Source organism: Mesorhizobium sp. B3-1-6 (assembly GCF_006439555.1).
Taxonomy (GTDB): Bacteria; Pseudomonadota; Alphaproteobacteria; order Rhizobiales; family Rhizobiaceae; genus Mesorhizobium.
Genome location: NZ_VFTM01000005.1, coordinates 132,162 through 157,744, shown reverse-complemented (window position 1 = coordinate 157,744; position 25,583 = coordinate 132,162). Strand labels below are relative to the sequence as shown.

The following is a 25,583-nucleotide window of genomic DNA, read 5'->3' as shown; positions in this document are numbered from 1 at the left end:
TAACCTCCGCGATCACATTTTTCGGTAACCGGCTATTCAACGGTTGACGTGTCGGACTGGGGGGAGCAGTCTCGGAAGCGTCAACGAAGCCGGCCGTCTTTCGATGGCCTCGCCGCCCAACTGGCGGCCTGCGAGACGCCGCAGGCGATAGCGATTAGCGCTTCGAACGACATTGTCGCAACGGACCCAGGAGCGGAGCATGACGCCACCGGACAGTCCTTTGAGGCTCCACACGGAGATGGAGCCGCGGCGGGCATAAGTGCCAGGGCAGACTTGAAACGCCAGCCCGACAAACCGTGACTTGCCGATTCCCTACAATTAGAGACGATAGTCGGATCGTCGGTTGAACGCCGCGTTGCATCCGAAACAGAACGCCGGCAGTCCACTCCCGGCTAAAGTTGGATTTCAGATCCATGAAGCCCCATCCATCTGCACAGCAGGGATGGGGCTTACATTTTTTGCTCTTACGTTCTTTGGCCTGCACCGCCACAGGCGCCGACTGTGCTGAGGGCACCACCCAATCCGACAAATTTCCGGGGCAGGACGCTCAGCGGTTCGGCAGCTTCATGCCGCCCGTCGCCATATCGATGGTTATGCTGCCGCCGATCCTGACATCGGTGTTGCCGATCCTGAACGAGCCGTCGTTGCCGGCCGGCAGGGCGTCATCCGGTTCCGGTTGCGGCGCCGGCTTGGCGATACGGTAGTCGCCGCTGACGCCGGGCAGCTTCTGCGATGAGCTGTCGTCGGCAACCGCGGCACCGGCCGTCAGCGCGCCGGCAAGCGCGGCGGCGGCAACGCACAAATGTCTGGTTTGCAACAGCTTGGGCATGCCCGAACTATAGAGGCGCGGCTGGAGCGAAGCCAGACGCAGGGCGATCAATTTGCCGCGCGTCCGGCCCGCGATATCAGGCAGCTTTCTTGCGCGTGTCGTAGACGTGGTCGACGAGACCCCAGTCCTTCGCTTCCGCGGCGCTCATGAAATAGTCGCGGTCGAGGGTGCGCTCGACCTCCTCATAGGTCCGGCCGCAATGCTTGGCGTAGAGCTCGGTCATATGCTGCTTGGTGCGCACGATGTCCTCGGCATGGCGCTGGATGTCGGAAGCCTGGCCCTGGAAGCCGCCAAGCGGCTGATGCAGCACGATGCGGGTGTTGGGCAGCGCGATGCGCCGTCCCGGGTTGCCGGCCATCAAAAGGAAGGAGCCCATCGAGGCGGCAAAACCCATGCACACCGTCGACACCGGGCAGGAAATGTATTGCATGGTGTCGTAGATGGCGAAGCCGCTGGTCACCATGCCGCCGGGCGAGTTGATGTAGATGGAGATCTCCTTGTCGGGATGATCGGATTCCAGCGACAGGAGCTGCGCGCAGACCAGCGCCGAGACGCTGTCGTTGATCTCCCCGTTGATGAAGACGATGCGCTCGCGCAGCAGCCGCGAAAATATGTCGAAGGCGCGTTCGCCGCGGCTCGACTGCTCGATCACCATCGGCACCAGATTGGCAATGCTCATCGCTTTTCTCCTCGATCTGATCAGGCCGCGCGCAGCATCATGCAGGGCGCATTGGCGGCGATTGGATTTTTGCGCGCATCGAGCGAAAGCCCGCAGCCGGCGCCCGAGATGGCGACGAGAGGCTGCGCTGCCTGCGCGAAGCCGTCATGGACGATGCTGAGATGCGTGCCGCCGGAAGCGGTGCGCGCCAGCGTGAAGGTGACGATGCTGTCGAAGGCCGGGAGTTCGCCATCGTCCGCGCCAGGCCGCTCGCGCCAGGAATAGCGCAGCAGCCTGCCGGGCTCGGCCTCGAGCACCTCGCATTCGATCGGCGCATCCGGGCCGGCAAAGGCGAAGCGGCTGCCGGCTTCCGCCTTCATGTCGTTCGGCATCAGCCATGCGGCGAGCAGCTCCGGCTCGGTCAGTGCCCGCCAGACTTTTTCAGGCGGCTCGGGGAGGTCGCATTCGAAGCTGAGCGGCGTCTCGGCCGCTGTCGGGTTCCCTGCTTTGGTCATTGGTCCATTCCCTTCAGAACGGTCTTCAACTTCTCGATGCGTTCCGGCCAGAAGGCGCGGTAGCGTTCGATCCAGCCGAGCAGCGGGTCGAGCCCTTGCGGATCGGCGCGGTAATAGGCGTTGCGGCCGGCGCGCCGCTCGACCACCAGCCCGGCGCCACGCAACACGGCAAGGTGCTGGGAGACCGCCGGCTGCGACACGCTCATGCCGGCGCGCAGTTCGCTCACGCTCATCTCGCCGGCGGTCAGCCGCTCGTAGACGGCGCGTCGCGTCGGGTCGGCCAGAGCGCGGAAAATCTCTGCTTCGATCATGATAGAAGCATAAGTCGATACTTATTGATTTGGCAAGTGTTGTTTTAAGATGTCCAGCGTCTCACCGGCGCCGCGGCTCCGTCGAAGCTTGCCTCGAACACCGGCGATGCGAGCACGGCTTGGATGTGAAGCGTGCCGGAACCGACGTTTCGAAAGCCATGTTTGCAGTGCGCGGGAATGATCAGCGAGTGCCCGGCCGTGAGCACGGCGCGTCGGTCGTCGATCCACATTTCGGCTTCGCCGGCAATCACCGTCAGCACTTCCTCGACCGTGTGCGCGTGCGTCGGCGCGCCGGTACCTGATCCGACCCACTGCTCGAATATACAAAGGCCGGTCGCGCCATTGATGGCGGCAACATGCATGCGGGTTTCGACTCCGGCTCGCCACGTTTCGCGCGGCTGATCCTGATGCGAAACAATGTTCATTCCGATGTCCCCCTTGTTTCCTGCGCAGGAATACTACCTGTTGCTGACATTCCTTGACAGAGGCTGCGGCCAGGACTAGAACGAAAAGAGAACAAAAACCTTGTGGGAAAAGCCAGCCTGTGCGGGCGGCGGCGACCCACAGGCTGTAAGGTGAGCGACTTAAAATTTGTTTCGGATGAGCGCGGAGAAGTAAGATGGCGGGTAGCGTCAACAAGGTCATTCTGGTCGGCAATCTCGGAGCGGATCCTGAAATCCGCCGCCTGAATTCCGGTGATCCGGTCGTCAACATTCGCATCGCCACGTCGGAAAGCTGGCGCGACAAGAACTCGGGCGAGCGTAAGGAAAAGACCGAGTGGCATAACGTCGTCATTTTCAACGACCAGCTCGCCAAGGTGGCCGAGCAGTATCTGAAGAAGGGCATGAAGGTCTATGTCGAGGGCCAGCTGCAAACCCGCAAATGGCAAGACCAGACCGGTGCCGACAAATACACGACCGAGGTCGTGCTGCAGAAATTCCGGGGCGAGTTGCAAATGCTCGACGCGCGCGGCGAGGGCGGCGGCGGCCAGGTCGGCAACTATTCCGGCGGCGGCAGCAGCCGTGGCTCGGATTTCGGCCAGTCCGGTCCGAATGAAGGCCGTGGCGGCGGTGGCGGTTCCAGGGGCGGCGGTGGCGGCGGCTCGTCGCGCGAGCTGGACGACGAGATCCCGTTCTAAGCGTCTCGAAACAGTCGTCTGAAGGGAAGGCGCGATGTCGCTCGGACCGCTTCTGTCGGCGCCTCCTCCCATTCCATGGCATGCATTCGCGGCCTTCGCCGCGCTCGCCGTGGGCGGCGCCCAGCTGGCGCTGCCCAAGGGCAATACGCGGCACCGGGTGATGGGTTATGCCTGGGTGACGCTGATGCTGGTCATCGCCATATCCAGTTTCTGGATCCAGCAAATCCGGCTCATCGGCCCGTTCAGTCCGATCCATCTGTTGTCGATTCTGGTGCTGGTCACCGTGCCGCTGGCGGCTTGGTATGCGCACACGCATAAGGTGACCGCGCATCGCGGCGCCATGATCAAGCTCTATCTGTTCGCGCTGGTCGGCGCCGGCATCTTCACGCTGCTGCCCGGCCGGATCATGCATGCCGTCGTGTTCGGCCAGTAGGAGCCTCGTAAGGAAGATCAACGTGAAAGCACGCGTCAAATGGGTCGAGGAACGCACCTTCGTCGGCGAATCCGGCAGCGGCCACAAGGTCGTGCTGGGCACGGCGAACCGGCCGGAAGGCCGGACACCCGGACCGAGCCCGATGGAACTGGTGCTGATCGGCACCGGCGGTTGCTCGGCCTATGACGTCGTGCACATCCTCGAGAAAGGACGCGAGGCGGTCGAGGATTGCGTGGTCGAGCTCGACGCCGACCGGGCCGAGGCCGATCCAAAAGTGTTCACGCGCATCCACATGCATTTCATCGTCAAGGGCCGTACCCTGTCGCACGACAAGGTGAAACGCGCGATCGACCTGTCGATCGAGAAATACTGCTCGGCCAGCGCCATGATGGCGAAGACGGCGACCATCACGCATGATTTTGAAGTGGTCGAAACGGCGGCAGTAGGCAGGCAGTAGGCAGTAGGCAGTAGGCAGTAGGCAGTAGGCAGTAGGGTACTGCTCAAGCGGCCATCAGCGCCCTGACGCCGTCGGCCACGAACTGTACGGCGAGCGCCGCGAGGATCACGCCCAGGAGCCTGGTCAGGATCGAGCGGCCGGTCTGGCCGAGGATGCGGTCGATGCGTTCCGACAGCACGAACACCAGATAGGTGATGACGAGGCAGAGGAAGATGATGCTGACCAGCGCTGCCTGGGCGGCAAAGCCCTCGAAATGTCCCGACAAGAGCACGGTTGCCGAAATGGCGCCGGGGCCGGCGATCAGCGGGATCGCCAGCGGGAAGGCGGCGATGTTGTGGATCATGTCCTTGGTGATGGCGACGTCGCCGATCTTTTCCTTGCGGTCCTGGCGGCGCTCGAAAACCATCTCGAAGGCGATGAAGAACAAGAGAAAACCGCCGGCGACGCGGAAGGCCGGCAGCGTGATGCCGAACACCGACAGGATCGAGGCGCCGGCGATCGCAAACAGCGCCATGACCAGGAAGCCAATCACCGAAGCGCGCACCGAGACCTGCTGACGCTCCTCGCGGTTCATGCCGCGCGTCACGGCGAGGAAGAGCGGCGCCAGCCCCGGCGGGTCGATGGTCACCAGGATGGTGACGAAGGCGTTGAACAGGCTGTCGAAACTCGGCATCGCTGGTCCCCTCCCGCCGGGCGAAGCCCAGACTCTGCAATTGGTAGAGCAAAGCCCAGGCGCTGGAAACAGCGCGGAAGGGGAAAACAGCCGGCTATTCGGGCCTGCCGCAAAAGGCTTCCAGGCGGTAGCCGTCCGGGTCGATAACGAAGGCGGCGTAGTAGTTGTCCCCATAGGCCGCCCGGAGCCCGGGCGCGCCGTTGTCCTTGCCGCCTTCATGCAATGCCGCGGCGTGAAAGGCGTCGACGCTGGCGCGCGTCGACGCCGAGAAACAGAAATGCAAGCCAGACTCCGCTTCGGCCGGAACCGGCCGTTCGGCGTCGTTCACCCAAAGCTGGACTGTTTGGGCGCCATAACCGAGGGAGCCGGGCGACTGGCTGAGACAGGAATAACCGAGCGGCTCGAGCGCGGCATCGTAGAAGCGTTTCGAAGCGCCGGCGTTGCGGACACCGATCGAGACATGGTCAAGCATTGTTTCCTCCATGATTACAATTGGTTGATCGCTCAGGCTGGAGTCGTGCGGCGGGCCAGGAATTCCACCTCCATGCGCCAGGTCAAGCCGTGGTCATGCGAGCGTTCGCCGAGCCAGCGAAACGAGTTCCCGGTGATGCGCGAAAAGCTCCAGCGCACCGACGCGCCGGTGCCGTCGGCGCCGACCTGGACGATGGTGTCGTCCTCGGCGCGGCCGAGCTGCCGGCTGTAATACTGGTTGCGCGGATCGCTCCAGAAGATGTGCCAGGCGTCGGCACCGGGATCGTAGACGCGCAACGTCGTGCCGCAGAAGGTCCATGGTCCGAGCGACGGGGAGGGGCCGGCGTCGCGCGCGGGCAGGATCCAGACGTCCTGCACGGCCCTGCCTTCGAGAACCCAGCCGAAATGCACCTCGCCGCGCCCGGTGAGCCTGGTGCCATCTTCGAGAATGCGCGTGGCGTCGAAGGTCCAGGCGCCGATGAAGCGGCCGTAGAGCTTCAGTTTTTCGGCAAGATCCGGATTGGAGCCGTCGCTGTGCAGGGCCTCGGCAAAGGGATCGGTCATTGTTGCTGCCTCGTTTGTCAGGAGAGGGCGAGCAATAGCGGCATGGCTGGGTTCTTCGCTTGGGAAAAATTGCTATCCTTCAGCCATGACCACCGCGCAGAAAACTCTGGCTTGCGGACATGGCTGGCAGGTGTTCGACGTGATCTGCACGGCAGTCGCCGGCGACAGGCCGTTCGAGGAAGAGCATCGGAGCTTCTGCGTCGCCGCGGTGACCAGGGGCACGTTCCGCTATCGCACGAGCCAGGGCACGGCAATGCTGGCGCCGGGCGCCATCCTGCTCGGCAACCCCGGCGCCTGCTACGAATGCGGGCATGAGCACGGCGCCGGCGACCGCTGCCTCTCCTTCCATTTCTCGCCGGCCTATCTGGAGCGCGTCGTGGCCGAACTGCCGGGCGCGAAACGGCTCGGCTTTGCCGATCCGCGCCTGCCGCCCCGGCCGGCGCTGGCGCCGCTACTGGCCGAGGCGGAGGCGGCGCGAGAAACCGGTGACGACGGAGCGTTCGAGGAACTCGGCCTGCGCATGGCCGGCGCGGTGGCCACCGCTGCGACAGGTTTCTCCGGACCTACCCGGATACCCAGCCGTCGCGACCAGAAACGCGTTGCCGAGGCGGTGCGGCTGATCGAGCTCAATGCCGAACGGCCGCTGTCGCTGACCGAGCTTGCCGACGGCACGGCTACCAGCCCTTATCATTTCTTGCGCATTTTCCGGCACGTTGCCGGCATGACGCCCTACCAGTTCCTGCTGAGGACGAGGTTGCACCGTGCCGCGGTGCAACTGCGCACGTCAAATGCCGCGATCTCGACGATCGCTTTCGACGCCGGTTTCAACGATCTGTCGACCTTCAACCGCCGGTTCCGGCGCGAGATGGGGAAAGCTCCCGGCGCCTATCGCGCCCGCCGCACGGGCCGATGAGGTCTGTCGCTGTCAGCCGGATTTATCGTCAGTCCGATGTCGGGCCGCACCAGCCCGGCAGGTAATCCGCGTCCTTACCTTTGGCCAGAACGAGCGCTTGCTTCATCGCCTTGTCGAAGTTCTTCGCGGTCCCTGACACTCCAGCCGCCCAGCGTCCGCAAAGGCAACCATGAGGCCAGGTTCATTGCGCTTGCGGTTTTTGCCCGATCCATCGCCGACCTTGCCGCACGACGGCGAAAACGACTGTGGCCATATCGTCGCAATCAGCGGTATCCATTTGAAATTACCATCAAAATTGTCTCTGGAAAAGTCCGGCCGACATTGGAGTTTCGGCAAGGTTTCCTATATAAGCATGCAGTGATTCCCGACTGGATTGTGACCTGATTTGACCGACCAGAAGACACCGCGCGGGCCGGACGGCGGCCCCACCGGCATCGAGCCGATTTCGATCATCGAGGAGATGCAGCGCTCCTATCTCGATTACGCCATGAGCGTGATCGTCAGCCGCGCGCTGCCCGACGTGCGCGACGGCCTCAAGCCCGTGCATCGCCGCATCCTCTACGCCTCGCATGAGAGCGGCTACCACTGGAACCGCAAATATGTGAAGTCGGCCCGCCCGGTCGCCGACGTGATGGGTAAATACCATCCGCATGGCGACGCTTCCATCTATGACGCCCTGGTGCGCATGGCGCAGGACTGGTCGCTGCGCGTGCCGCTGATCGACGGTCAGGGCAATTTCGGCTCGATCGACGGCGATCCGCCGGCGGCGATGCGCTACACCGAGTCCAGGCTGACCAAGGTCGCGCATGAGCTCTTGGAGGACATCGACAAGGAAACTGTCGATTTCCAGGATACTTACGATGCGTCCGGCAGCGAGCCCAAGGTGCTGCCGGCCCGTTTCCCGAACCTTCTGGTCAACGGTTCCGGCGGTATCGCCGTCGGCATGGCCACCAACATTCCACCGCACAATCTCGTCGAGGTCTGCAACGGTGCCATCGCTCTCATCGACAATCCGGCGATCGACCTGACGGCGCTGATGGAGATCGTGCCCGGTCCGGATTTCCCGACCGGCGGCATCGTGCTTGGCCGTTCGGGCATCTACAACGCCTATTCGACGGGCCGCGGCTCGATCGTCATGCGCGGTCGCGTCGAGATCGAGCAGCGCGGCAATGACCGCGAATCCATCGTGGTCACCGAGATTCCTTATCAGGTGAACAAAGCCTCGATGATCGAGAAGATGGCAGAGTTGGTGCGCGACAAGCGCATCGAGGGCATTTCCGACATCCGCGACGAGAGTGACCGCCAGGGCTACCGCGTCGTCGTAGAGTTGAAGCGCGACGCCGTGGCCGACGTCGTCCTCAACCAGCTCTACCGTTTCACGCCGCTGCAGACCTCGTTCGGCGCCAATGTGGTGGCGCTCAACGGCGGCAAGCCGGAAGTGCTGACGTTGATCGACATGCTGAAGGCCTTTGTCGGTTTCCGCGAGGAAGTTGTCAGCCGCCGCACCAAATACCTGCTGCGGAAAGCGCGCGAGCGGGCGCATGTGTTGGTCGGCCTGGCGATCGCCGTGGCCAATATCGACGAGGTGATCAAGCTGATCCGCACCGCGCCGGATCCGCAGACGGCGCGTGAGCAGTTGATGGAGCGGCGCTGGCCGTCACACGACGTCGCTCCGCTGATCCAGCTGATCGACGATCCGCGCCACCGCATCAACGAGGACGGAACCTATAATCTGTCCGAGGAACAGGCGCGCGCCATCCTTGACCTGCGCCTGCAGCGCCTGACCGCGCTCGGCCGCGACGAGATCGCCGACGAATTGAACCAGATCGGCGCTGAAATCATTGATTTCCTTGATATTTTGTCGTCACGCGCGCGCATCCAGCAGATCGTCAAGGATGAGTTGATCGCGGTCCGTGACGAGTTCGGCACACCGCGCCGCACCGAGCTGACCGACGGCGGTTCGGATATGGAAGACGAGGACCTGATCCAGCGCGAGGACATGGTCGTCACGGTCAGCCATTCGGGCTACATCAAGCGCGTGCCGCTCTCGCTCTACCGGGCGCAGCGCCGCGGCGGCAAGGGCCGCTCCGGCATGTCGACCAAGGAAGAGGATTTCGTCACCCGCCTGTTCGTCGCCAACACGCACACCCCGGTGCTGTTCTTCTCCTCGCGCGGCATCGTCTACAAGGAAAAGGTCTGGCGGCTGCCGATCGGCAACCCGCAATCGCGCGGTAAGGCGCTGATCAACATGCTGCCGCTCGAGCAGGGCGAGCGCATCACGACGATCATGCCGCTGCCGGAGGACGAAACCAGCTGGGGCGAGCTCGACGTTATGTTCGCGACCACGCGCGGCACCGTGCGCCGCAACAAGCTGTCCGACTTCGTGCAGGTCAACCGCAACGGCAAGATCGCCATGAAGCTGGAGGAAGAGGGCGACGAGATCCTCGGCGTCGAGACCTGCACCGACAATGACGATGTGCTTCTGACTGCGAATTCCGGCCAGTGCATTCGTTTCCCGGTCTCCGATGTGCGTGTCTTCCAGAGCCGCAATTCCGTCGGCGTGCGCGGCATAACCATGGCCGAGACCGACCGCATCATCTCGATGTCCATCATCGAGAATGTCGATGCGTCACCCGCCGAGCGCGCCGCCTATCTGAAGCGCGCCGCGGCGGAGCGCCGGCTTGCCGCCGGCGGCGCGGCCGAGGAGGAGGAGATTGCGCTCACCAATGAGGAAATCGGCGAGGAAGCCGAGCTTTCCGAGGAGCGCTACGAGTTCCTTAGGGCGCATGAAAAACTTGTGCTGACGGTGACCGAGTATGGCTACGGCAAGCGCTCGTCTTCCTACGATTTCCGGCTGACGGGCCGCGGCGGCAAAGGCATCCGCGCCACCGATGTGTCGAAGGTAGCTGAGATCGGCCGGCTGGTCGCGACCTTCCCGGTCGGCAATGACGATCAGATCATGCTGGTTTCGGATGGCGGCACGGTCATCCGCGTGCCGGTCAACGGCATACGCTTTGCCAGCCGGGCCACCAAGGGCGTGACGATCTTCAACACGGCCGAAGGCGAGAAGGTCGTGTCGGTGGAGCGGATTTCGGAGCCGCAGGCCGACGATGAGGTCGAGGAGGTGTCTTCGAGCGAGACTGGCGCGGACGACGATATGGGCGGGAGCGAATAGGCTTTCATCCGGCTTAACAGGCCCTTTGGGCCGGCTCGGTCATGGTGGAGATCAGTGGCGACGATAAACATTGCGATGGGCGAAACCATCGAGCCGCTTGGTGTTGGCCTTGACGCGCACCCGCGCTGCTTCCTGATGCAACCCAAATGCGGTCGCGATCAGCATCACGATGGTCATTGCAGTGGCAAGCATGTAGATCAGCATTTGCGTGTTCTCCTGGACTTACAACGATGACATGGGGATTTGGTTTCACCCCTTGAAGCGGCAACTTAGTGAACGCTGCGTGAAATGTTCGTGATCGTCGCATTCATCTGTCGTTCATCGGCGCGAAAAGGTTCACGGCCGGGCAATCGATGGGATTTGCCTTTGTTCGAGAGGCTCGCTAGAAGCCTGCCATGACCGAACGCACCGCCCTTTATGCCGGCTCCTTCGACCCGCTGACCAACGGCCATCTCGACGTGCTCAAGGCCTCGCTGGCGGTGGCCGACACCGTCTATGCGGCGATCGGCACCCATCCGGGCAAGAAGCCGTTGTTTTCCTTCGAGGAACGCGTGGAGCTGATCGAGGCGGCAACCAAGGCCGAGTTCGGCCGCGACGGCGGTCGCATCAAGGTCGTTTCCTTTGATGGCCTTGTCATCGACGCGGCCCGCAAGCACGGCGCCTCGATCATGATCCGGGGGCTGCGCGACGGCACCGACCTCGATTACGAAATGCAGATGGCGGGCATGAACGAGACGATGGCGCCGGAGTTGCAGACGGTTTTTCTGCCCGCCAGCCCGTCCGTGCGCACCATTACCGCCACACTTGTGCGCCAGATTGCGTCGATGGGCGGCGACATCCGTCCTTTCGTGCCAGCGGCCGTCGCCGGCGCTCTCACCGCCAAGTTCACCAAATAGGCTTTCCGGAGATTCCTATGCAGCTGAAGAAGCTCGCTTCGTTCCTCGTCGTGCTTGCCGGCCTTTTCGCGGCATCCATGCCGGCCGTCGCCGCCGACAAGGAAAACACCATGATCATCACGCTGAAGGACGGCGACGTGACCATCGCGTTGCGTCCCGACCTGGCGCCCAAGCACGTCGCGCAGATCAAGAAGCTGGTGCGCGACGGCGCCTATGACAACGTCGCCTTCCATCGCGTCATCGACGGCTTCATGGCGCAGACCGGCGATGTCAAATTCGGCAATATGAAGAAGGGCTTCAACCCCGAAGCCGTCGGCACCGGCGGTTCCGATCTTCCCGACCTGCCGGCCGAGTTCTCGCAGAGCGAGCAGTTCACGCGCGGCGTGATCGGCATGGCCCGCTCGCAGGATCCGAATTCGGCGAACTCGCAATTCTTCATCATGTTCGCGCCGGCGCCGAACCTCGACGGCCAGTATACCATCGTCGGCAAGGTCGTCGGCGGCATGGACCTCGTCGACAAGATAAAGAAGGGCGACGAGGCCGACAACGGAACGGTCACCGACCCCGACCGCATGATCAAGGTTCGCATCGCCGCCGACGGCAAATAACCTCCTCATTTTCAAAAGGATTTTGTGACATGGCTGAGATCAAGGACCGCGAGAACGCGCTCATCCTGGAAACGACCAAGGGACAGGTCGTCATCGAAATGTATCCTGACTTGGCGCCCGGCCACGTTGCCCGCATCAAGGAGCTGGCGCGCGAAGGCGCCTATGACGGCGTGGTGTTTCACCGCGTCATCGACGGCTTCATGGCGCAGACCGGCGACGTCAAGTTCGGCAATTCGAGCAAGCCCAGCTATGCGCCGTCGCGCGCGGGCATGGGCGGCTCCGACAAGCCGGACCTGAAGGCCGAATTCTCCAACGCCAATCACGGACGCGGCGCCTGCTCGATGGCTCGGGCACAGAACCCGAATTCGGCGAATTCGCAGTTCTTCATCTGCTTCGACGATGCCGCCTTCCTCAACCGCCAGTACACGGTGTGGGGCCAGGTCATCGAAGGCATGGAGAATGTCGACAAGATCAAGCGCGGCGAGCCTGTGCAGGATCCCGACAAGATCGTCTCGCTGAAAGTCGCGGCAGACGTCAAGTAAGGGCGGAACGATGATGGGCGCTGTCTGGTCCCTGCTTGGCATCCTGTCCGGCGCCTTCATCGCCATCCAGGCGCCGATCAATTCACAATTGGCGCGCGGCCTCGGCCTTCCGGTGGCCGCCGCGGCGTTCTCTTTCCTGTCCGGCGCCATTGTGCTTGGCATCATCTCCATCTCGGTGGTGAGGCTGCAGGGCATCGAGCTCGACTGGAAGGCGCCGGCGCCATGGCTGTTCGTCGCCGGCGGTATGCTCGGCGGCTTCTATGTGACGCTGTCGACGATCCTCACGCCACGTATCGGCGCCGCAGCGCTGATGGCCTTCCTGGTCGCCGGCCAGCTGATCGCCGGCATGCTGATCGACCGCGCCGGCTTCCTTGGCGTGGCGGTGCGCGAAATCTCGCTTGGCCGTGTCGCCGGCGCTGTGCTCTTGCTTGCCGGGGCGCTGCTCATTCGGCTCTACTGATGCGCGTCGACCTGTTCGACTTCGATCTGCCGGAAGAGCGCATCGCGCTTCGCCCGGCTGAGCCGCGCGACAGCGCCAGGCTCCTGGTCGTCAAACCGGGCGAGACGCCGCAAGACCGCCTTGTCGGCGAATTGCCGTCGCTGCTTCGCGAAGGCGACGTGCTGGTGTTCAACGACACCAAGGTCATCCCGGCGCAGCTGAAGGGCATGCGCAAGCGCGGCGAGGCGGTGGCGCAGGTCGAGGCAACGCTGCACATGCGGGTGGCGCCGGACCGCTGGCAGGCCTTCATGCGGCCGGGCAAGCGCATCGCCGCCGGCGACCGCATCCATTTCGGCCATGACGGCAATTCCTGCTTCCTCGGCCAGCTCGACGCTACGGTGCTCGAAAAGGGCGAGGCGGGCGAGGCGCTGCTCGGTTTCGACCTTTCCGGGCCGTTCCTCGACGAGGCGCTGCATGCCGTCGGCCATATTCCGCTGCCGCCTTATATCGCCTCGAAGCGCGACGACGACGAGCGCGACCGCGCCGACTACCAGACCATCTATGCCCGGGAAGAGGGCGCGGTCGCTGCCCCCACCGCCGGCCTGCATTTCACGCCGGAGCTGTTTACCGCGCTGGACGCCAAGGGCATCGAGCGCCGCTTCGTCACGCTGCATGTCGGCGCCGGCACTTTTTTACCGGTGAAGGCCGACGACACGGCCGACCACAAGATGCATGCCGAGACCGGCTCGGTGAGCCCGGAAACGGCGGCGGCGCTCAACGCGGCCAAGACGCGGGGAGGGCGGATCGTCTGCGTCGGCACGACGTCGCTGCGCTTGCTTGAGAGCGCAGCGCGCGATGACGGCAGGATCGAGCCCTGGTCCGGTCCCACCGACATCTTCATCACGCCCGGCTATCGCTTCCGCACGGCCGACATGCTGATGACCAATTTCCATCTGCCGCGCTCGACGTTGTTCATGCTGGTCTCGGCCTTCAGCGGGCTGGAGACGATGCGTTCGGCCTATGCGCATGCCATCGAGAACCGTTACAGATTCTATTCCTATGGGGACGCCAGTCTGCTTTACCGGGCGGAGACGAGCGATGGACGGTGATCTCGACGGCATGGACCGCGATAGGCTGATCGCCGAGGTGAAGAAGCTGCGCGCCGGCATCCGCGCGCATCGCGACACGACCGGGCATGATCTGTGCTGGCATCACCCCGATCTCTGGGACCTTTTGCTGGAAAAGACCGAACCTGCGATCGCCGTGCCGCCATGGCCGAAATTCATGCGCGGCTGCATCCGCTACCGGCAGTCGCTCGACGAGCAGGCGCCGGCCGCGCCGGTGCACGACAAGGAATTCAATGGCTGAGACTTTTTCCTTCAAGGTGCTTGCCAGCGACGGCAAGGCGCGGCGCGGCCTGGTCTCGATGCCGCGCGGCGAGATCCGCACGCCGGCCTTCATGCCGGTCGGCACCGGCGGCACCGTCAAGACCATGTATATGGACCAGGTGCGCGGGGTCGGCGCCGACATCATCCTCGGCAATACCTACCATCTGATGCTGCGGCCGGGCGCCGAGCGCGTGGCCCGGCTTGGCGGGCTGCACGAGTTCGCGCGCTGGCCGCATCCGATCCTGACCGACAGCGGCGGCTTCCAGGTCATGTCGCTGTCGAAGCTCAGGAAACTGACCGAACAGGGCGTCACCTTCCGCTCGCATATCGACGGCGCGCCCTATGAAATGTCGCCGGAACGGTCGATCGAGATCCAGGGCCTGCTGGATTCCGACATCCAGATGCAGCTCGACGAATGCACGGCGCTGCCGGCCAAGCCCGAGGAGATCGAGCGCGCGATGGAATTGTCGCTGCGCTGGGCAGAGCGCTGCAAGGCGGCGTTCGGCGACCAGCCGGGCAAGGCGATGTTCGGCATCGTCCAGGGCGGCGACAGCGCGGCCTTGCGTGTGCGCTCCGCTCAAGCCCTGAAGGAGATGGACCTCAAAGGCTATGCCGTCGGCGGGCTGGCGGTCGGCGAGCCGCAGTCAGTGATGCTGGAGATGCTCGACATCACCTGCCCGGAACTGCCGGCTGACAAGCCGCGCTACCTGATGGGCGTCGGCACGCCGGACGATATCCTGAAATCGGTGGCGCGCGGCATCGACATGTTCGACTGCGTGATGCCGACGCGGGCCGGCCGCCATGGCCTTGCCTACACGCGGCGCGGCAAGGTCAATCTCAGGAACGCCCGCCATGCCGACGATCCGCGGCCGCTCGACGAAGAAAGCGACTGCCCGGCCGCGCGCGACTATTCGCGCGCCTACCTGCATCACCTGGTGCGCTCGCAGGAAGCGCTCGGCGCCATGCTGCTGACCTGGAACAACCTGTCCTATTATCAGAGGCTGATGCAGGACATCCGGGCGGCCATCGAGGCGCAGGCTTTTGAGACGCGGGCGGCGGAGATCACCGAGGGCTGGGCGCGGGGCGATATCCGGGCGCTATGACGCCGCATTGTTCTGGCGCAATTCCGGACGGAAGGCCACGGCGAAGACGCCGAGCCCAACCGCTCACACTTTTCCTGGAATTGCTCAGGTGCTGACCGAAGTCGAGGCGCGCAGGCTGCAGCCGGTGATCTTGAAACTGCCGTCCGCCTGCTGCTGCAGCGTGTAGACCGCCTCATAGTCCTTGCCGTCGGGTCCGACGATCAGCACCTGCTGGACGATCGAACCCGGCCCGGTCTGCTCGACCTTGCCGAAGGAATAGGACTGGGGCTTGCGGACCGGCGCGTAGCCGTTCGTCACCATGTTCATGAAGGTATCCACGGTCGGAAAGATCTGCTTCACGTTCGGCGCGGCGAAGCTGTAGGCGGTGGCGCCGTCATCGGCGATGAAGGCTTTCAACTGGCTGTCGATGACTGCCTGCGCGGTCTTGATCTCGGCATCGCCGGCAAAGGCAAGCGAGGCTATCCACATCGGAACAAGAGCTAGTGCGAACAATACGCGGCGCATGGCCTGCCTCCCGGAACTCGCTTGGCGAATGCAATCTAACATACGCGCTTCGATGCCCGGCGGTTTCATCCCTTCGCAAGATTTCGCCGTTTCGACGCCGGAGCGCCCTGCCTAGGCGGTCGTCAAGAACGGCGCGCGCCGGCTGATGCTTGAAAGCCGGGCGGCAGTCTGCCACAAGGGCCGCTTAATCGTGAAGCAGGCTGGCAGGACCGGGCAATGAAGGCATTTTTCGTGCAGATCAAGTGCGACCTGGGCAAGTCCTATGAGGTCGCCAGCGCGCTTGCCGATGCCGAGATTGCCTCCGAGATCTACTCGACCGCCGGCAATTACGACCTGCTCGCCAAATTCTATATCGACGACGAGGAAGATGTTGGCCACTTCGTCAACGAGCGGGTGCAGATTCTGCCTGGAATCAAGGACACCTTCACGATCGTGACCTTCCGGGCGTTTTGACGGACCTGGCGATGCCCCGCCGGGAAGCAGCAACTGACCCGGCCTGGCCGCTCATGCCTTAAATTTAGGCAATTCGCATAGAGCGGCCACCATCGCGTCCTAAATCACCGATTGCGCTTGATTTTCTCCGGCGAGGCCAGTGAAATGGTCCAGAGGGGAGTACGCGATTGGCAGCGTTCGACGAAATGCTTCCGGAAGTCTCCGGATTGAGAAGACCTTATGAGGCTTACGATCGCTGGCTGAAGGAGCAGGACCCGGCCAGGCTTACCCAGAAAATGCAGGACGCCGAGCGCGTCTTCCGCAAGACCGGCATCACCTTTGCCGTCTATGGCGAGCAGGAGGCGTCCGAGAGGCTGATCCCCTTCGACATCGTCCCGCGCATCCTCTCCGGCCAGGAATGGCGCCGGGTGACGCAAGGCATCGAACAGCGCGTGCAGGCGCTGAACGCCTTTCTCGACGACATCTACCACCGCCAGGAGATTCTGCGCGCCGGGCGCGTGCCGAGGGAGCTTGTTGCGAAGAACGAGGCCTTCCTGCCCGAGATGATCGGGGTGAGGCCGCCGGCCGGCGTCTACACCCACATCATCGGCGTCGATATCGTCCGCATCTCGGAGAACGAGTTCTATGTGCTGGAGGACAACGCCCGCACGCCGTCCGGCGTCTCCTACATGCTGGAGAACCGCGAGACGATGATGCAGCTCTTTCCAGAGCTGTTCCAGAAGATCAAGGTTCGGCCGGTCGAGAACTACCCGCAGCTTTTGCGCCAGTCGCTCGCCGCGGTGCGGCCGCAAAGCAGCAAGGGCGCGCCGACCATCGCGGTGCTGACGCCGGGTTCCTACAACTCGGCCTATTTCGAGCACGCCTTCCTCGCCGACCAGATGGGCGTGCAACTCGTCGAAGGGCAGGATCTGCGCGTCGTCGACGGCCATGTGGCGATGCGCACGACCGAGGGCTACAAGCAGATCGACGTGCTCTACCGGCGCGTCGACGACAACTTCCTCGATCCGCTGACCTTCCGGCCGGATTCCGCGCTCGGCGTGCCCGGCATCATGGATGTCTACCGCGCCGGCAACATCACCATCGCCAACGCGCCGGGAACCGGCATCGCCGACGACAAGGCGATCTATTCCTACATGCCGGAGATCGTCGAGTTCTACACCGGCCGCAAGGCGATTCTCGGCAACATCCCGACCTGGCGCTGTTCGGAGCCGGACAGCCTCAAATATGTGCTCGAGCACATCGGCGAGCTCGTCATCAAGGAAGTGCATGGCTCCGGCGGCTACGGCATGCTGGTCGGCCCGGCGGCGACCAAGAAGGAATGCCAGGAGTTTGCCAAGAAGCTGCAGGCGAAGCCCTCGAACTACATCGCCCAGCCGACCCTGGCGCTGTCGACCTGCCCGATCCTGACCGAGAAGGGCCTGTCGCCGCGCCATGTCGACCTCAGGCCTTATGTGCTGGTTTCGGATCGTATCCAGATCGTGCCGGGCGGCTTGACGCGTGTCGCGCTGAAGCAAGGCTCGTTGGTGGTGAACTCTTCGCAAGGCGGCGGCACGAAAGACACTTGGGTGCTGGATGATTGAGATGAGTGAGTAGGGAATAGTCAGTAGTCAGTAGGGGAAAGAGCAATGCCACATTCGGTCGAAGTTCGAAAATTCACTACTCACTACTCCCTATTCCCTATTCGCTAACCCGAAGGGCCTGACATGCTTCTCGGCCGCACCGCAAACGGTCTCTACTGGATGAACCGCTATATCGAGCGGGCCGAAAACATGGCGCGCCTGGTCGACGCGGGATTGCGCATGGCGCTGACGCGCACGCAGAGCGCTTCGGAGGAATGGAACTCGGTGCTGCTCAGCGCCGGCTCGGACATCGCCTTCAGCCGGAAATACCAGGACTACACCGCCGCCAACGTCTCCGACTTCCTGCTGCGCGACACTTCGAACCCGTCGAGCACGATGTCGTCGATCGAGACGGCGCGCAACAATGCCCGCATGGTGCGCACGGCGCTGACGCGCGAGACCTGGGAAAGCATCAACGAAGCCTGGATGTCGCTGAAGCGCATGCTGGCGAGGCCGATCGACGAACGCGACCTGCCGACGGTGCTCGATGCCATCAAGCGCGAGACGGCGCTGATCCGCGGTTCGTTCTACGGTACGATGCTGCGCAACGAGATTTTCGACTTCTCGCAGCTCGGCACCTATGTCGAGCGCGCCGACAACACGGCTCGCATCCTCGACGTGAAATATTACGTGCTCTTGCCTTCGCTGTCCTGGGTCGGCTCGACGCTGGACAACTACCAATGGGAGTCGATCCTGCGCTCGGTGTCGGCGCACCGCTCCTATCGCTGGGTTTACGAAGCCGACTACAAGCCGACGAACATCGCCGATTATCTGATCCTCAACGTGCGCATGCCGCGCTCGTTGACCTTCTGCTACCGCTTCCTTGGCGAGCATCTGAAATTCCTCGCCGACGATTATGGCGAGCGCCATGCCTGCCATGCCACGGCCGAGAAGATCCAGGCATTGCTCAAGAGAGGGTCGATCAAGGACATATTCGACCACGGCTTGCACGAATTCCTGGCAGAGTTCATTCGCGACAACACCAGGCTGGGCGACGAGATCGCTCAGGACTACCGGTTCTATTGAGCACAGCCGAGGGCGAGCGCTATGCGGCTCAAGATCATACATCGCACCGAGTACCGCTACGATCAGCCGGTGCAGTATCTGCTGCAGCGGCTGCGCCTGCTGCCTTCCAGCGGGCGTACGCAGACCGTCGACTCCTGGGCGATCAAGGTCGAGGGCGCGCGCGAGGAGGTGCGCTTCATCGACCATTTCGGCAACGATACGCGGCTGGTGAGCGCCGAGAGCGGCCAGAACTCGATCACCGTCGAGGCCGCCGGAGACGTGACCACGCATGATACGGCGGGCGTGACGGGCCCGCATCAGGGCTTTGCGCCGCTCTGGCTGTTCGCACAGCAGACGCAGCTCACCACTGCCGGCGAGCGCATCCGCGAATTGGCCGGCGCGGTCGGACAGGGCACCGAGATCGAGCGACTGCACCGGCTGATGGGCGCTATCGGCGAACGCGTCGCCTACAGGCCAGGCACCACCAGCGTCGTGACGCCGGCGGAGGAGGCGCTCGCGTTGAAATCCGGCGTCTGCCAGGACCATAGCCATATCTTCATCGCCGCGGCGGGCGCGCTTGGTTTTCCCGCCCGCTATATCAGCGGCTACCTGATGATGGATGCTGCCGTCGAGCAGGCGGCAAGCCATGCCTGGGCCGAGGCCTATGTCGTCGGGCTCGGATGGGTGTCCTTCGACCCGGCGAACGGTATCTCTCCCGACGAACGCTATGTGCGGGTGGCGACGGGGCGCGACTATCGCGATGCCTCGCCGGTGTCGGGGATATTGCTGGGGCAGGCGCAAGAGAAGCTTGCCGTGACCGTCACGGTAGAGCAGTAATCTGCGCCGCAATCGCCAGACCGGTTCAGCGTTTGATAGAATCACCGAACCGCTCTATCTCTTTGTTTTCACGCAATTCCAGACGGAAAACCGCTACACGTTTTTCCTGGAACTGCTTTCGCAGAAGAGCGACCATGACCTATTGCGTCGGCCTCAAGATCGATCGCGGGCTCGTGTTCATGTCGGACACGCGCACCAATGCCGGCATGGATTCGATATCGACCTTCAAGAAGATGCATGTGTGGGAACAGCCCGGCGAGCGCGTCATCGTGCTGATGTCGGCGGGCAACCTTGCCACGACGCAGGCCGTCGTCAGCCTGCTCGACGAGCGCAACAAGGCGGTCGGCGACCGCCATGGGAAGCTGCTCGAGACCCCGTCCATGTACCAGACGGTGCGGCTGGTCGGCGATACGGTCAAGGAAGCGATCGCGCATGCGTCGCCCGACGGCGAGAAGGCGGACGCCTATTTCAATGCTTCCTTCATCCTCGGCGGCCAGATCAAGGGCAGCCCGCCCAGGCTGTTCATGATCTATCCGGAAGGCAATTTCATCGAGTCGACCGACGACACGCCCTTCTTCCAGATCGGCGAGACGAAATACGGCAAGCCGATCATCATCCGTGCCTATGACCGGACAATGAGCCTGGCGGAGACGGTGAAGCTGCTGCTGGTATCCTTCGACTCGACGCTGAAATCCAACCTTTCGGTCGGGCTGCCGCTCGATCTTCTGTTCATGGAACAGGATGCGTTCAAGGTGGGGCTGAACCGGCGGATCGGCCATGACGATCCTTACTACCGCACCATTTCGGATGGCTGGTCCAGCGCGCTGAAACTGGCCTTTTCAAACCTGCCGGATTTTCCGGGGTAGGGCCTTTTCGATCCAGCCGTTGCCTTAATATATTTAACATGTTAAGCAAAACTGAGAGCGGTTCGGTTAACCGACATGGGCGGTTGCTGGGAGGAAATTATGGACAATGAGGAATTCCGCGACTGGTCGAGGCGGGCAGCCGATTGGGGCGCCGATTACCGCGCCGGCCTGCGCGAGCGTCCGGTGCGGCCGGCAATAGCGCCGGGCGAGATTTTCAGGAGCATCGAGTTTTCGCCACCCGAAATGCCCGAGCCGATGGACAAGATCTTCGCCGACTTCGAAGAAAAGATCGTGCCGGGCATGACGCATTGGCAGCACCCGCGTTTCTTCGCCTATTTCCCGGCCAATGCGGCGCCGGTTTCGGTCGTGGCGGAATATCTGGTCTCGGCGATGGCCGCGCAATGCATGCTGTGGCAGACCTCGCCGGCGGCGACCGAGCTCGAGACGCGCGTCGTCGACTGGATGCGCCAGGCGCTCGGCCTGCCCGAGGGCTTTTCCGGCGTGATCCAGGATTCGGCCTCGTCGGCGACGCTTGCCGCGGTGCTCACCATGCGCGAGCGGGCGCTTGACTGGCAGGGAAACAAAAAAGGGTTGGCCGGGCAGGCAAAGCTTCGCGTCTACTCCTCCGACCAGGTCCATACCTCGATCGACCGCGCCATCTGGGTTTCCGGCATCGGCGAGGAAAACCTCATCCGCATCCCGGTCGGCGGACGTTTTCGCGCCATGGACACGGCGGCGCTCGAGGCTGCGATCGTTGCCGATCGCAAGGCCGGCCTTCTGCCGGCCGGCATCATCGCCTGCGTCGGCGGCACCAGCACCGGCGGCACAGACGACATCGCGGCGGTAGCCGCCGTCGCGAAGCGGCACGGGCTCTACCTGCACGTCGACGCCGCCTGGGCCGGATCGGCGATGATCTGCCCGGAATACCGGCAATTCTGGACCGGCGTCGAAGGCGCTGATTCCATCGTCTTCAATCCGCATAAGTGGCTGGGCGCGCAGTTCGACTGCTCGATCCAGTTCATCCGCCAGCCGGAGGATCTCGTGCGCACGCTGGCGATCAAGCCGGACTATCTAAAAACCCGAGGCCATGACGGCATCATCAACTATTCGGAATGGTCGGTGCCGCTCGGGCGCCGCTTCCGGGCGCTGAAGCTCTGGTTCCTGCTGCGTGCCCATGGCCTCGAAGGCCTGCGCAACATGATAAGAAAACATGTCGCCTGGAGCGAAGGGCTTGCCGCGCGGCTGGCCAGGGAGGCGGATTTCGAGCTCAGCAGCGAGCCGATGCTGTCGCTTTTCTCGTTCCGGCATCGCGCGGCACCAGGCATCGATGCTGACGAGCACAATCTGCGTCTGGTCGACGCCATCAACACCGATGGCCGGATCTATCTCACGCAGACGCGGGTCGACGGGCGCGTGGCGATCCGCTTTCAGGCGGGGCAGTTCGAGGCGACGGCAGCCGATGTCGACGCGGCGTTCGACGTCATAACCGAGATTGCGCGGCGTCCATTCTGAAGCAGCAGGCGTGTTCCGCACTGGTTTGCCTTTTGCAGTCAGGTGATTTTCGTTAGCCGGCTTATGCCTTTTCTTCGCTTTCGTTTTCCGATATAGACGGAAAAAACGAAAATGGAGGACGCGCGATGTTTCTTTCGCCACGCCATGCCGAGATCATCCAGATGGCGAAAGACCATGGCCGGGTGCTGGTCGACGACCTGGCGACGCATTTCAATGTGACGCCGCAGACCATCCGCAAGGACCTCAACGATCTGTGCGATCAGCGGCTGCTGACCCGCATCCATGGCGGTGCGCTGTTCCCGTCCGGCATCGAGAACATGGAGTACGAGGCAAGGCGCAAGATTGCCGCCGACGAGAAGGAGGCGATCGGCAGCGCGGCGGCGCGGCTGATCCCTGACAATGCCTCGCTGTTCATCAATATCGGCACCACCACCGAGGCCGTCAGTAAGGCGCTGCTCGACCATAACGGACTTATGGTCATCACCAATAACATCAACGTTGCCAATAGGATGCGCATCTACCCGACGATCGAGGTGGTGATCGCCGGCGGCGTCGTGCGCGGTTCCGACGGCGGTATTGTCGGCGAGGCGGCCGTCGATTTCATCCGTCAGTTCAAGGTCGATTACGCCGTCATCGGCGCCTCGGCGATCGATCATGACGGCGCGCTGCTCGACTTCGATTTCCGCGAGGTGAAGGTTGCGCAGGCGATCATCGCGAATGCCCGCCACGTCATCCTGGTCTCCGACCGGACGAAATTCGAGCGCACGGCGCCGGTTCGGATCGGCCATCTTTCGCAGGTGAATACCTTCATCACCGATCGTTGCGAGATCCCGTCGATCCGCAAGATTTGCGAGGAGACCGAGGTTCGGCTGCTTGAGACCGCGCTCGAATAGGCGCGTATGACGGCTTGTTCACGCAGCTGTGATATTTCGTTTGACATTCGGTTTGAGTTCGAAATAATTCCGCCACGGTTTCGTAAAACACAAAAATGGTGCAATGCGAAATCGTTGGAGGATTCTTTGGACGCATCTCCGATCCATGACATTTTCGTCATCGGCGGCGGCATCAATGGCTGCGGCATAGCCCGCGACGCCGTTGGTCGTGGGTTTTCGGTATACCTCGCCGAGATGAACGATCTCGCCAGCGGAACCTCGTCGGGCTCGACCAAGCTCATCCATGGCGGCCTTCGCTACCTCGAATTCTACGAGTTCCGGCTGGTGCGTGAAGCGCTGATGGAGCGCGAGGTTCTGTGGAAGAACGCGCCGCATATCATCTGGCCGATGCGCTTCGTTCTGCCTTATGCCAAAGGCCTCAGGCCCGCCTGGCTGATCCGGCTGGGATTGTTCCTTTACGATCATATCGGCGGGCGCAAGCTGCTGCCGGCGACGAAGACGCTGGATATGGCCCGCGATCCGGCAGGCAAGCCGCTCAAGCCATTGTTCCGCAAGGCTTTCGAATATTCGGACGGTTGGGTCAACGACGCACGCCTGGTGGCGCTGAACGCTCGTGACGCGGCAGATCGGGGCGCCATTGTCCGCACCCGCACCAAGGTTGTCGGCGCGCGGCGCGACGGTGCGCTTTGGACCGTAAAAGTGCAGAATGTGCTTACCGGTGAAATCGAGGAGGTTCGCGCGCGGCTTCTCGTCAACGCCGCCGGCCCCTGGGTCGACCACGTGCTCTCGACCGCCGTCGGCCAGAACGACGTCCACAATGTCCGCCTCGTGCAAGGCAGCCACATCGTCATCCATAGGAAGTTCGACGATCCGCGCGCCTATTTCTTCCAGAACAAGGATGGCCGCATCATCTTCGCCATTCCTTACGAGGAAGAATTCACGCTGATCGGCACCACCGACCGCGACTATCCGGGCGATCCGCACGACGTGAAGATCTCCGACACCGAGATCGACTATCTGTGCGCCGCGGCAAGCGAATATTTCGCGCAGCCGGTGAAGCGCTCCGACATCGTCTGGACCTATTCGGCGGTGCGCCCGCTCTATGACGACGGCGCCTCCAAAGCGCAGGAGGCGACGCGCGACTATGTGCTGAAGGCCGATGGCGGGGAGGGCGCAGCCCCCTTGCTCAACGCTTTCGGCGGCAAGATCACGACCTTCCGCCGACTGGCGGAATCGATGCTTGAGAAGATCGAAGGTTTTCTCGGCAAGCGCGGCAGGCCGTGGACGCATGATGCGCCGCTGCCCGGCGGCGATTTCGCCGCGACCGGCTTCGATGCCCAGGTCGCCAGGCTGAAGAACGCCTATCCGTTCCTCGACCAGCGGCTGGCGCGCCGGTTTACGCGGCTCTACGGCACGCGGGCGGAGAAATTGCTCGGGCTCGCCAAGTCGAATGCCGATCTCGGCCGCAATTTCGGCGCCGACCTTTTCGAGGCGGAAGTTCGCTATCTGGCCGAAAACGAATGGGCGGTCACCGCCGAGGACGTGCTGTGGCGCCGCACCAAGCGCGGCCTGCATTTCAGCCGCGAGCAGACGGCGGCGCTGGAAGAATTCATGCGCGGACTGAGCAGCCGCCATGTCGCTGCGGCGGAATGAGGATCGACCGCTGATGCGCAAGGCCTGGGAGGAGGCGTGATGCTGGAACTGAGGAACGTGACGAAGACCGTCGGCGCGCAGGAGCATATCCGCGACGTGTCGCTGACGCTTCAGCACGGCTCGCTGAACGTGCTCCTCGGGCCGACGCTTTCCGGCAAGACCAGCCTGATGCGACTGATGGCAGGCCTCGACGCGCCGACTTCCGGCTCGGTCTGGTTCGATGGCAAGGACGTCACCGGACAGAAGGTGCAGAAGCGCAATGTCGCCATGGTCTACCAGCAGTTCATCAATTACCCGGCGATGACCGTCTACGAGAACATCGCCTCGCCGCTGCGGGTGGCCGGCCTCGATCAGGCGAAGATCGACAAGGAGGTGCGCAACGCGGCGGCGCTTTTGAAGCTCACGCCCTATCTCGACCGCACGCCGCTCAGCCTGTCCGGCGGCCAGCAACAACGCACCGCGCTTGCCCGCGCCATCGTCAAGAATGCCAGCCTGGTGCTGCTCGACGAGCCTTTGGCCAATCTCGACTACAAGCTTCGCGAGGAATTGCGCGCCGAGCTGCCGAAAATTTTTGCCGCCGCCGGCACCATCTTCGTCTATGCGACGACAGAGCCGCACGAGGCGCTTTTGCTCGGCGGCAACACGGCGACGCTTTCGGAAGGCCGCGTCACGCAATTCGGCCCGACGGTCGAAGTGTTCCGCAAGCCGGTCGACCTGGTGACGGCGCGGACCTTCGCCGATCCGCCGCTCAACACCATCGTGCTCTCCAAGAAGGGGGCGGATTTCCTGCTCGAAGGCGGCGTCAAGCTGCCGGTACCGACGGGACTCAACGGCATTCCTGACGCTAGCTACACGATCGGCTTCCAGCCGCATCATTTGTCGCTGGAGCGGCCGAACGCTTCCGCTGTGCCGGTGCGGGCGAAGGTCACCATCACGGAGATCACCGGCTCGGAAAGCTTCGTCCATCTCGATTTCGCCGATGCGCGCTGGGTCATGCTTGCGCATGGCATTCTCGATTTCGAGACGGACGACGAGGTCGAGGTGTTCATCGATCCGCGCCACATCATGGTGTTCGACCAGAACGGCCGCGCCGTGACGGCGTCGAAGCTGGCGGCGTGAGGAGCAAAC

General features: G+C 63.1%; 31 protein-coding genes. 21 read left to right on the top strand and 10 right to left on the bottom strand.

The window, feature by feature from the left end; translation table 11 throughout:
* Window positions 1-547: 547 nt before the first annotated feature.
* The 5 genes from FJ414_RS07300 to FJ414_RS07280 form a co-directional block, all read right to left on the bottom strand.
* Window positions 548-829, bottom strand: coding sequence for a hypothetical protein (locus tag FJ414_RS07300; RefSeq protein ID WP_140642995.1), 282 nt, complete (start codon window positions 827-829; stop codon window positions 548-550).
* A 76-nt stretch (window positions 830-905) separates the two neighbouring features.
* Window positions 906-1,508 carry an ATP-dependent Clp protease proteolytic subunit gene (locus FJ414_RS07295; protein WP_140642887.1) on the bottom strand — a complete coding sequence of 201 codons (603 nt, stop codon included), beginning with the start codon at window positions 1,506-1,508 and terminating at the stop codon, window positions 906-908.
* Between the two features lie 20 nt (window positions 1,509-1,528).
* Entirely contained in the window at window positions 1,529-2,002 is a 474-nt protein-coding gene (locus FJ414_RS07290) for an SRPBCC domain-containing protein (protein WP_140642885.1), read from the bottom strand.
* The gene (locus FJ414_RS07285) at window positions 1,999-2,313 is read right to left on the bottom strand and encodes a metalloregulator ArsR/SmtB family transcription factor (RefSeq protein WP_140642883.1); all 315 of its coding nucleotides are present in this window, start codon (window positions 2,311-2,313) and stop codon (window positions 1,999-2,001) included. The genes FJ414_RS07290 and FJ414_RS07285 overlap by 4 nt, the downstream gene beginning before the upstream one ends.
* A 44-nt stretch (window positions 2,314-2,357) precedes the next feature.
* Window positions 2,358-2,738: a cupin domain-containing protein gene (locus FJ414_RS07280; protein ID WP_246672318.1), complete on the bottom strand. Its 381-nt coding sequence runs from the start codon at window positions 2,736-2,738 to the stop codon at window positions 2,358-2,360.
* 194 nt (window positions 2,739-2,932) lie between these two features.
* On the opposite strand from FJ414_RS07280, the gene FJ414_RS07275 reads away from it, so the two are divergent.
* From FJ414_RS07275 to FJ414_RS07265, 3 genes are read left to right on the top strand one after another with little or no spacing between them, the layout of a single operon-like run.
* On the top strand, window positions 2,933-3,451 hold the full coding sequence (locus FJ414_RS07275; RefSeq protein ID WP_140642880.1) for a single-stranded DNA-binding protein: 519 nt from the start codon (window positions 2,933-2,935) through the stop codon (window positions 3,449-3,451).
* Window positions 3,452-3,485: 34 nt separating this feature from the next.
* On the top strand, window positions 3,486-3,884 hold the full coding sequence (locus tag FJ414_RS07270; protein WP_140642877.1) for a DUF2306 domain-containing protein: 399 nt from the start codon (window positions 3,486-3,488) through the stop codon (window positions 3,882-3,884).
* Between the two features lie 22 nt (window positions 3,885-3,906).
* Window positions 3,907-4,341 (top strand): OsmC family protein, encoded by a 435-nt coding sequence (locus tag FJ414_RS07265; protein WP_140642875.1) that lies wholly within the window; start codon window positions 3,907-3,909, stop codon window positions 4,339-4,341.
* A 43-nt stretch (window positions 4,342-4,384) separates the two neighbouring features.
* Here the strand turns inward: FJ414_RS07265 and FJ414_RS07260 are convergent, their stop codons facing one another.
* From FJ414_RS07260 to FJ414_RS07250, 3 genes are all read right to left on the bottom strand, one after another.
* Entirely contained in the window at window positions 4,385-5,014 is a 630-nt protein-coding gene (locus FJ414_RS07260; protein ID WP_140642873.1) for a MarC family protein, read from the bottom strand.
* Window positions 5,015-5,108: 94 nt separating this feature from the next.
* On the bottom strand, window positions 5,109-5,486 hold the full coding sequence (locus tag FJ414_RS07255; RefSeq protein ID WP_140642871.1) for a VOC family protein: 378 nt from the start codon (window positions 5,484-5,486) through the stop codon (window positions 5,109-5,111).
* 32 nt (window positions 5,487-5,518) lie between these two features.
* Window positions 5,519-6,049, bottom strand: coding sequence for a hypothetical protein (locus FJ414_RS07250; RefSeq protein ID WP_140642869.1), 531 nt, complete (start codon window positions 6,047-6,049; stop codon window positions 5,519-5,521).
* An 85-nt stretch (window positions 6,050-6,134) separates the two neighbouring features.
* Between FJ414_RS07250 and FJ414_RS07245 the strand changes: the two genes are divergently transcribed.
* Together FJ414_RS07245 and gyrA are read left to right on the top strand one after the other, a co-directional pair.
* Window positions 6,135-6,962, top strand: coding sequence for an AraC family transcriptional regulator (locus FJ414_RS07245; protein WP_140642866.1), 828 nt, complete (start codon window positions 6,135-6,137; stop codon window positions 6,960-6,962).
* Between the two features lie 385 nt (window positions 6,963-7,347).
* Window positions 7,348-10,137: a DNA gyrase subunit A gene (gene gyrA, locus FJ414_RS07235; protein WP_140642864.1), complete on the top strand. Its 2,790-nt coding sequence runs from the start codon at window positions 7,348-7,350 to the stop codon at window positions 10,135-10,137.
* A 51-nt stretch (window positions 10,138-10,188) separates the two neighbouring features.
* On the opposite strand, the gene FJ414_RS07230 is transcribed toward gyrA, so the two are convergent.
* Window positions 10,189-10,341 (bottom strand): hypothetical protein, encoded by a 153-nt coding sequence (locus tag FJ414_RS07230; RefSeq protein ID WP_095765297.1) that lies wholly within the window; start codon window positions 10,339-10,341, stop codon window positions 10,189-10,191.
* A gap of 191 nt (window positions 10,342-10,532) precedes the next feature.
* Between FJ414_RS07230 and coaD the strand changes: the two genes are divergently transcribed.
* The 7 genes from coaD to tgt all read left to right on the top strand — a co-directional run bounded on the left by coaD (window position 10,533) and on the right by tgt (window position 15,113).
* Window positions 10,533-11,033 carry a pantetheine-phosphate adenylyltransferase gene (gene coaD / locus FJ414_RS07225; protein WP_140642862.1) on the top strand — a complete coding sequence of 167 codons (501 nt, stop codon included), beginning with the start codon at window positions 10,533-10,535 and terminating at the stop codon, window positions 11,031-11,033.
* A 77-nt stretch (window positions 11,034-11,110) separates the two neighbouring features.
* Window positions 11,111-11,641: a peptidylprolyl isomerase gene (locus tag FJ414_RS07220; protein WP_246672319.1), complete on the top strand. Its 531-nt coding sequence runs from the start codon at window positions 11,111-11,113 to the stop codon at window positions 11,639-11,641.
* Window positions 11,642-11,670: 29 nt separating this feature from the next.
* Entirely contained in the window at window positions 11,671-12,183 is a 513-nt protein-coding gene (locus FJ414_RS07215; RefSeq protein ID WP_140642858.1) for a peptidylprolyl isomerase, read from the top strand.
* Between the two features lie 10 nt (window positions 12,184-12,193).
* Entirely contained in the window at window positions 12,194-12,643 is a 450-nt protein-coding gene (locus tag FJ414_RS07210) for a DMT family transporter (RefSeq protein WP_140642855.1), read from the top strand.
* Window positions 12,643-13,731: a tRNA preQ1(34) S-adenosylmethionine ribosyltransferase-isomerase QueA gene (gene queA / locus FJ414_RS07205; RefSeq protein ID WP_140642853.1), complete on the top strand. Its 1,089-nt coding sequence runs from the start codon at window positions 12,643-12,645 to the stop codon at window positions 13,729-13,731. Before FJ414_RS07210 ends, queA begins: the two co-directional genes overlap by 1 nt.
* A complete protein-coding gene (locus FJ414_RS07200; protein WP_140642850.1) occupies window positions 13,721-13,990 on the top strand; it encodes a hypothetical protein in 270 nt (89 codons plus the stop codon). The genes queA and FJ414_RS07200 overlap by 11 nt, the downstream gene beginning before the upstream one ends.
* Window positions 13,983-15,113 (top strand): tRNA guanosine(34) transglycosylase Tgt, encoded by a 1,131-nt coding sequence (tgt, locus tag FJ414_RS07195; protein ID WP_140642847.1) that lies wholly within the window; start codon window positions 13,983-13,985, stop codon window positions 15,111-15,113. The genes FJ414_RS07200 and tgt overlap by 8 nt, the downstream gene beginning before the upstream one ends.
* Before the next feature lie 84 nt (window positions 15,114-15,197).
* Here the strand turns inward: tgt and FJ414_RS07190 are convergent, their stop codons facing one another.
* On the bottom strand, window positions 15,198-15,617 hold the full coding sequence (locus tag FJ414_RS07190; RefSeq protein WP_140642844.1) for a DUF4864 domain-containing protein: 420 nt from the start codon (window positions 15,615-15,617) through the stop codon (window positions 15,198-15,200).
* Between the two features lie 216 nt (window positions 15,618-15,833).
* Between FJ414_RS07190 and FJ414_RS07185 the strand changes: the two genes are divergently transcribed.
* The 9 genes from FJ414_RS07185 (at window position 15,834) to FJ414_RS07145 (ending at window position 25,574) form a co-directional block, all read left to right on the top strand.
* The gene (locus FJ414_RS07185; RefSeq protein ID WP_040995065.1) at window positions 15,834-16,070 is read left to right on the top strand and encodes an Lrp/AsnC family transcriptional regulator; all 237 of its coding nucleotides are present in this window, start codon (window positions 15,834-15,836) and stop codon (window positions 16,068-16,070) included.
* A 167-nt stretch (window positions 16,071-16,237) separates the two neighbouring features.
* Window positions 16,238-17,650, top strand: coding sequence for a circularly permuted type 2 ATP-grasp protein (locus tag FJ414_RS07180; protein ID WP_181181547.1), 1,413 nt, complete (start codon window positions 16,238-16,240; stop codon window positions 17,648-17,650).
* Between the two features lie 123 nt (window positions 17,651-17,773).
* On the top strand, window positions 17,774-18,715 hold the full coding sequence (locus FJ414_RS07175; RefSeq protein ID WP_140642842.1) for an alpha-E domain-containing protein: 942 nt from the start codon (window positions 17,774-17,776) through the stop codon (window positions 18,713-18,715).
* 21 nt (window positions 18,716-18,736) lie between these two features.
* Window positions 18,737-19,531, top strand: coding sequence for a transglutaminase family protein (locus FJ414_RS07170; protein WP_140642839.1), 795 nt, complete (start codon window positions 18,737-18,739; stop codon window positions 19,529-19,531).
* A gap of 134 nt (window positions 19,532-19,665) precedes the next feature.
* Window positions 19,666-20,397 (top strand): peptidase, encoded by a 732-nt coding sequence (locus FJ414_RS07165; protein WP_140642836.1) that lies wholly within the window; start codon window positions 19,666-19,668, stop codon window positions 20,395-20,397.
* Window positions 20,398-20,496: 99 nt separating this feature from the next.
* On the top strand, window positions 20,497-21,909 hold the full coding sequence (locus FJ414_RS07160; RefSeq protein ID WP_140642834.1) for a pyridoxal-dependent decarboxylase: 1,413 nt from the start codon (window positions 20,497-20,499) through the stop codon (window positions 21,907-21,909).
* Between the two features lie 125 nt (window positions 21,910-22,034).
* Entirely contained in the window at window positions 22,035-22,802 is a 768-nt protein-coding gene (locus FJ414_RS07155; protein WP_140642832.1) for a DeoR/GlpR family DNA-binding transcription regulator, read from the top strand.
* Between the two features lie 126 nt (window positions 22,803-22,928).
* Complete coding sequence (gene glpD / locus FJ414_RS07150; RefSeq protein ID WP_140642829.1) at window positions 22,929-24,455, top strand: glycerol-3-phosphate dehydrogenase; 1,527 nt, start codon at window positions 22,929-22,931, stop codon at window positions 24,453-24,455.
* A 39-nt stretch (window positions 24,456-24,494) separates the two neighbouring features.
* Window positions 24,495-25,574, top strand: coding sequence for an ABC transporter ATP-binding protein (locus FJ414_RS07145; RefSeq protein WP_140642825.1), 1,080 nt, complete (start codon window positions 24,495-24,497; stop codon window positions 25,572-25,574).
* The last annotated feature ends 9 nt before the right edge of the window (window positions 25,575-25,583 follow it).

Excerpts from the sequence above, each read along its gene's own strand:
- FJ414_RS07245 (WP_140642866.1), top strand. The coding sequence starts at position 6,135 with ATGACCACCGCGCAGAAAACTCTGGCTTGCGGACATGGCTGGCAGGTG.
- FJ414_RS07200 (WP_140642850.1), top strand. The coding sequence starts at position 13,721 with ATGGACGGTGATCTCGACGGCATGGACCGCGATAGGCTGATCGCCGAG.
- FJ414_RS07165 (WP_140642836.1), top strand. The coding sequence starts at position 19,666 with ATGACCTATTGCGTCGGCCTCAAGATCGATCGCGGGCTCGTGTTCATG.
- FJ414_RS07210 (WP_140642855.1), top strand. The coding sequence starts at position 12,194 with ATGATGGGCGCTGTCTGGTCCCTGCTTGGCATCCTGTCCGGCGCCTTC.
- FJ414_RS07220 (WP_246672319.1), top strand. The coding sequence starts at position 11,111 with ATGCCGGCCGTCGCCGCCGACAAGGAAAACACCATGATCATCACGCTG.
- tgt (WP_140642847.1), top strand. The coding sequence starts at position 13,983 with ATGGCTGAGACTTTTTCCTTCAAGGTGCTTGCCAGCGACGGCAAGGCG.
- FJ414_RS07255 (WP_140642871.1), bottom strand. The coding sequence starts at position 5,486 with ATGCTTGACCATGTCTCGATCGGTGTCCGCAACGCCGGCGCTTCGAAA.
- coaD (WP_140642862.1), top strand. The coding sequence starts at position 10,533 with ATGACCGAACGCACCGCCCTTTATGCCGGCTCCTTCGACCCGCTGACC.
- FJ414_RS07160 (WP_140642834.1), top strand. The coding sequence starts at position 20,497 with ATGGACAATGAGGAATTCCGCGACTGGTCGAGGCGGGCAGCCGATTGG.
- FJ414_RS07170 (WP_140642839.1), top strand. The coding sequence starts at position 18,737 with ATGCGGCTCAAGATCATACATCGCACCGAGTACCGCTACGATCAGCCG.
- FJ414_RS07295 (WP_140642887.1), bottom strand. The coding sequence starts at position 1,508 with ATGAGCATTGCCAATCTGGTGCCGATGGTGATCGAGCAGTCGAGCCGC.
- FJ414_RS07275 (WP_140642880.1), top strand. The coding sequence starts at position 2,933 with ATGGCGGGTAGCGTCAACAAGGTCATTCTGGTCGGCAATCTCGGAGCG.
- FJ414_RS07185 (WP_040995065.1), top strand. The coding sequence starts at position 15,834 with ATGAAGGCATTTTTCGTGCAGATCAAGTGCGACCTGGGCAAGTCCTAT.
- FJ414_RS07290 (WP_140642885.1), bottom strand. The coding sequence starts at position 2,002 with ATGACCAAAGCAGGGAACCCGACAGCGGCCGAGACGCCGCTCAGCTTC.
- queA (WP_140642853.1), top strand. The coding sequence starts at position 12,643 with ATGCGCGTCGACCTGTTCGACTTCGATCTGCCGGAAGAGCGCATCGCG.
- FJ414_RS07145 (WP_140642825.1), top strand. The coding sequence starts at position 24,495 with ATGCTGGAACTGAGGAACGTGACGAAGACCGTCGGCGCGCAGGAGCAT.
- FJ414_RS07175 (WP_140642842.1), top strand. The coding sequence starts at position 17,774 with ATGCTTCTCGGCCGCACCGCAAACGGTCTCTACTGGATGAACCGCTAT.
- FJ414_RS07260 (WP_140642873.1), bottom strand. The coding sequence starts at position 5,014 with ATGCCGAGTTTCGACAGCCTGTTCAACGCCTTCGTCACCATCCTGGTG.
- FJ414_RS07215 (WP_140642858.1), top strand. The coding sequence starts at position 11,671 with ATGGCTGAGATCAAGGACCGCGAGAACGCGCTCATCCTGGAAACGACC.
- FJ414_RS07190 (WP_140642844.1), bottom strand. The coding sequence starts at position 15,617 with ATGCGCCGCGTATTGTTCGCACTAGCTCTTGTTCCGATGTGGATAGCC.
- FJ414_RS07270 (WP_140642877.1), top strand. The coding sequence starts at position 3,486 with ATGTCGCTCGGACCGCTTCTGTCGGCGCCTCCTCCCATTCCATGGCAT.
- FJ414_RS07280 (WP_246672318.1), bottom strand. The coding sequence starts at position 2,738 with ATGAACATTGTTTCGCATCAGGATCAGCCGCGCGAAACGTGGCGAGCC.
- FJ414_RS07285 (WP_140642883.1), bottom strand. The coding sequence starts at position 2,313 with ATGATCGAAGCAGAGATTTTCCGCGCTCTGGCCGACCCGACGCGACGC.
- FJ414_RS07250 (WP_140642869.1), bottom strand. The coding sequence starts at position 6,049 with ATGACCGATCCCTTTGCCGAGGCCCTGCACAGCGACGGCTCCAATCCG.
- FJ414_RS07155 (WP_140642832.1), top strand. The coding sequence starts at position 22,035 with ATGTTTCTTTCGCCACGCCATGCCGAGATCATCCAGATGGCGAAAGAC.
- FJ414_RS07230 (WP_095765297.1), bottom strand. The coding sequence starts at position 10,341 with ATGCTGATCTACATGCTTGCCACTGCAATGACCATCGTGATGCTGATC.
- FJ414_RS07300 (WP_140642995.1), bottom strand. The coding sequence starts at position 829 with ATGCCCAAGCTGTTGCAAACCAGACATTTGTGCGTTGCCGCCGCCGCG.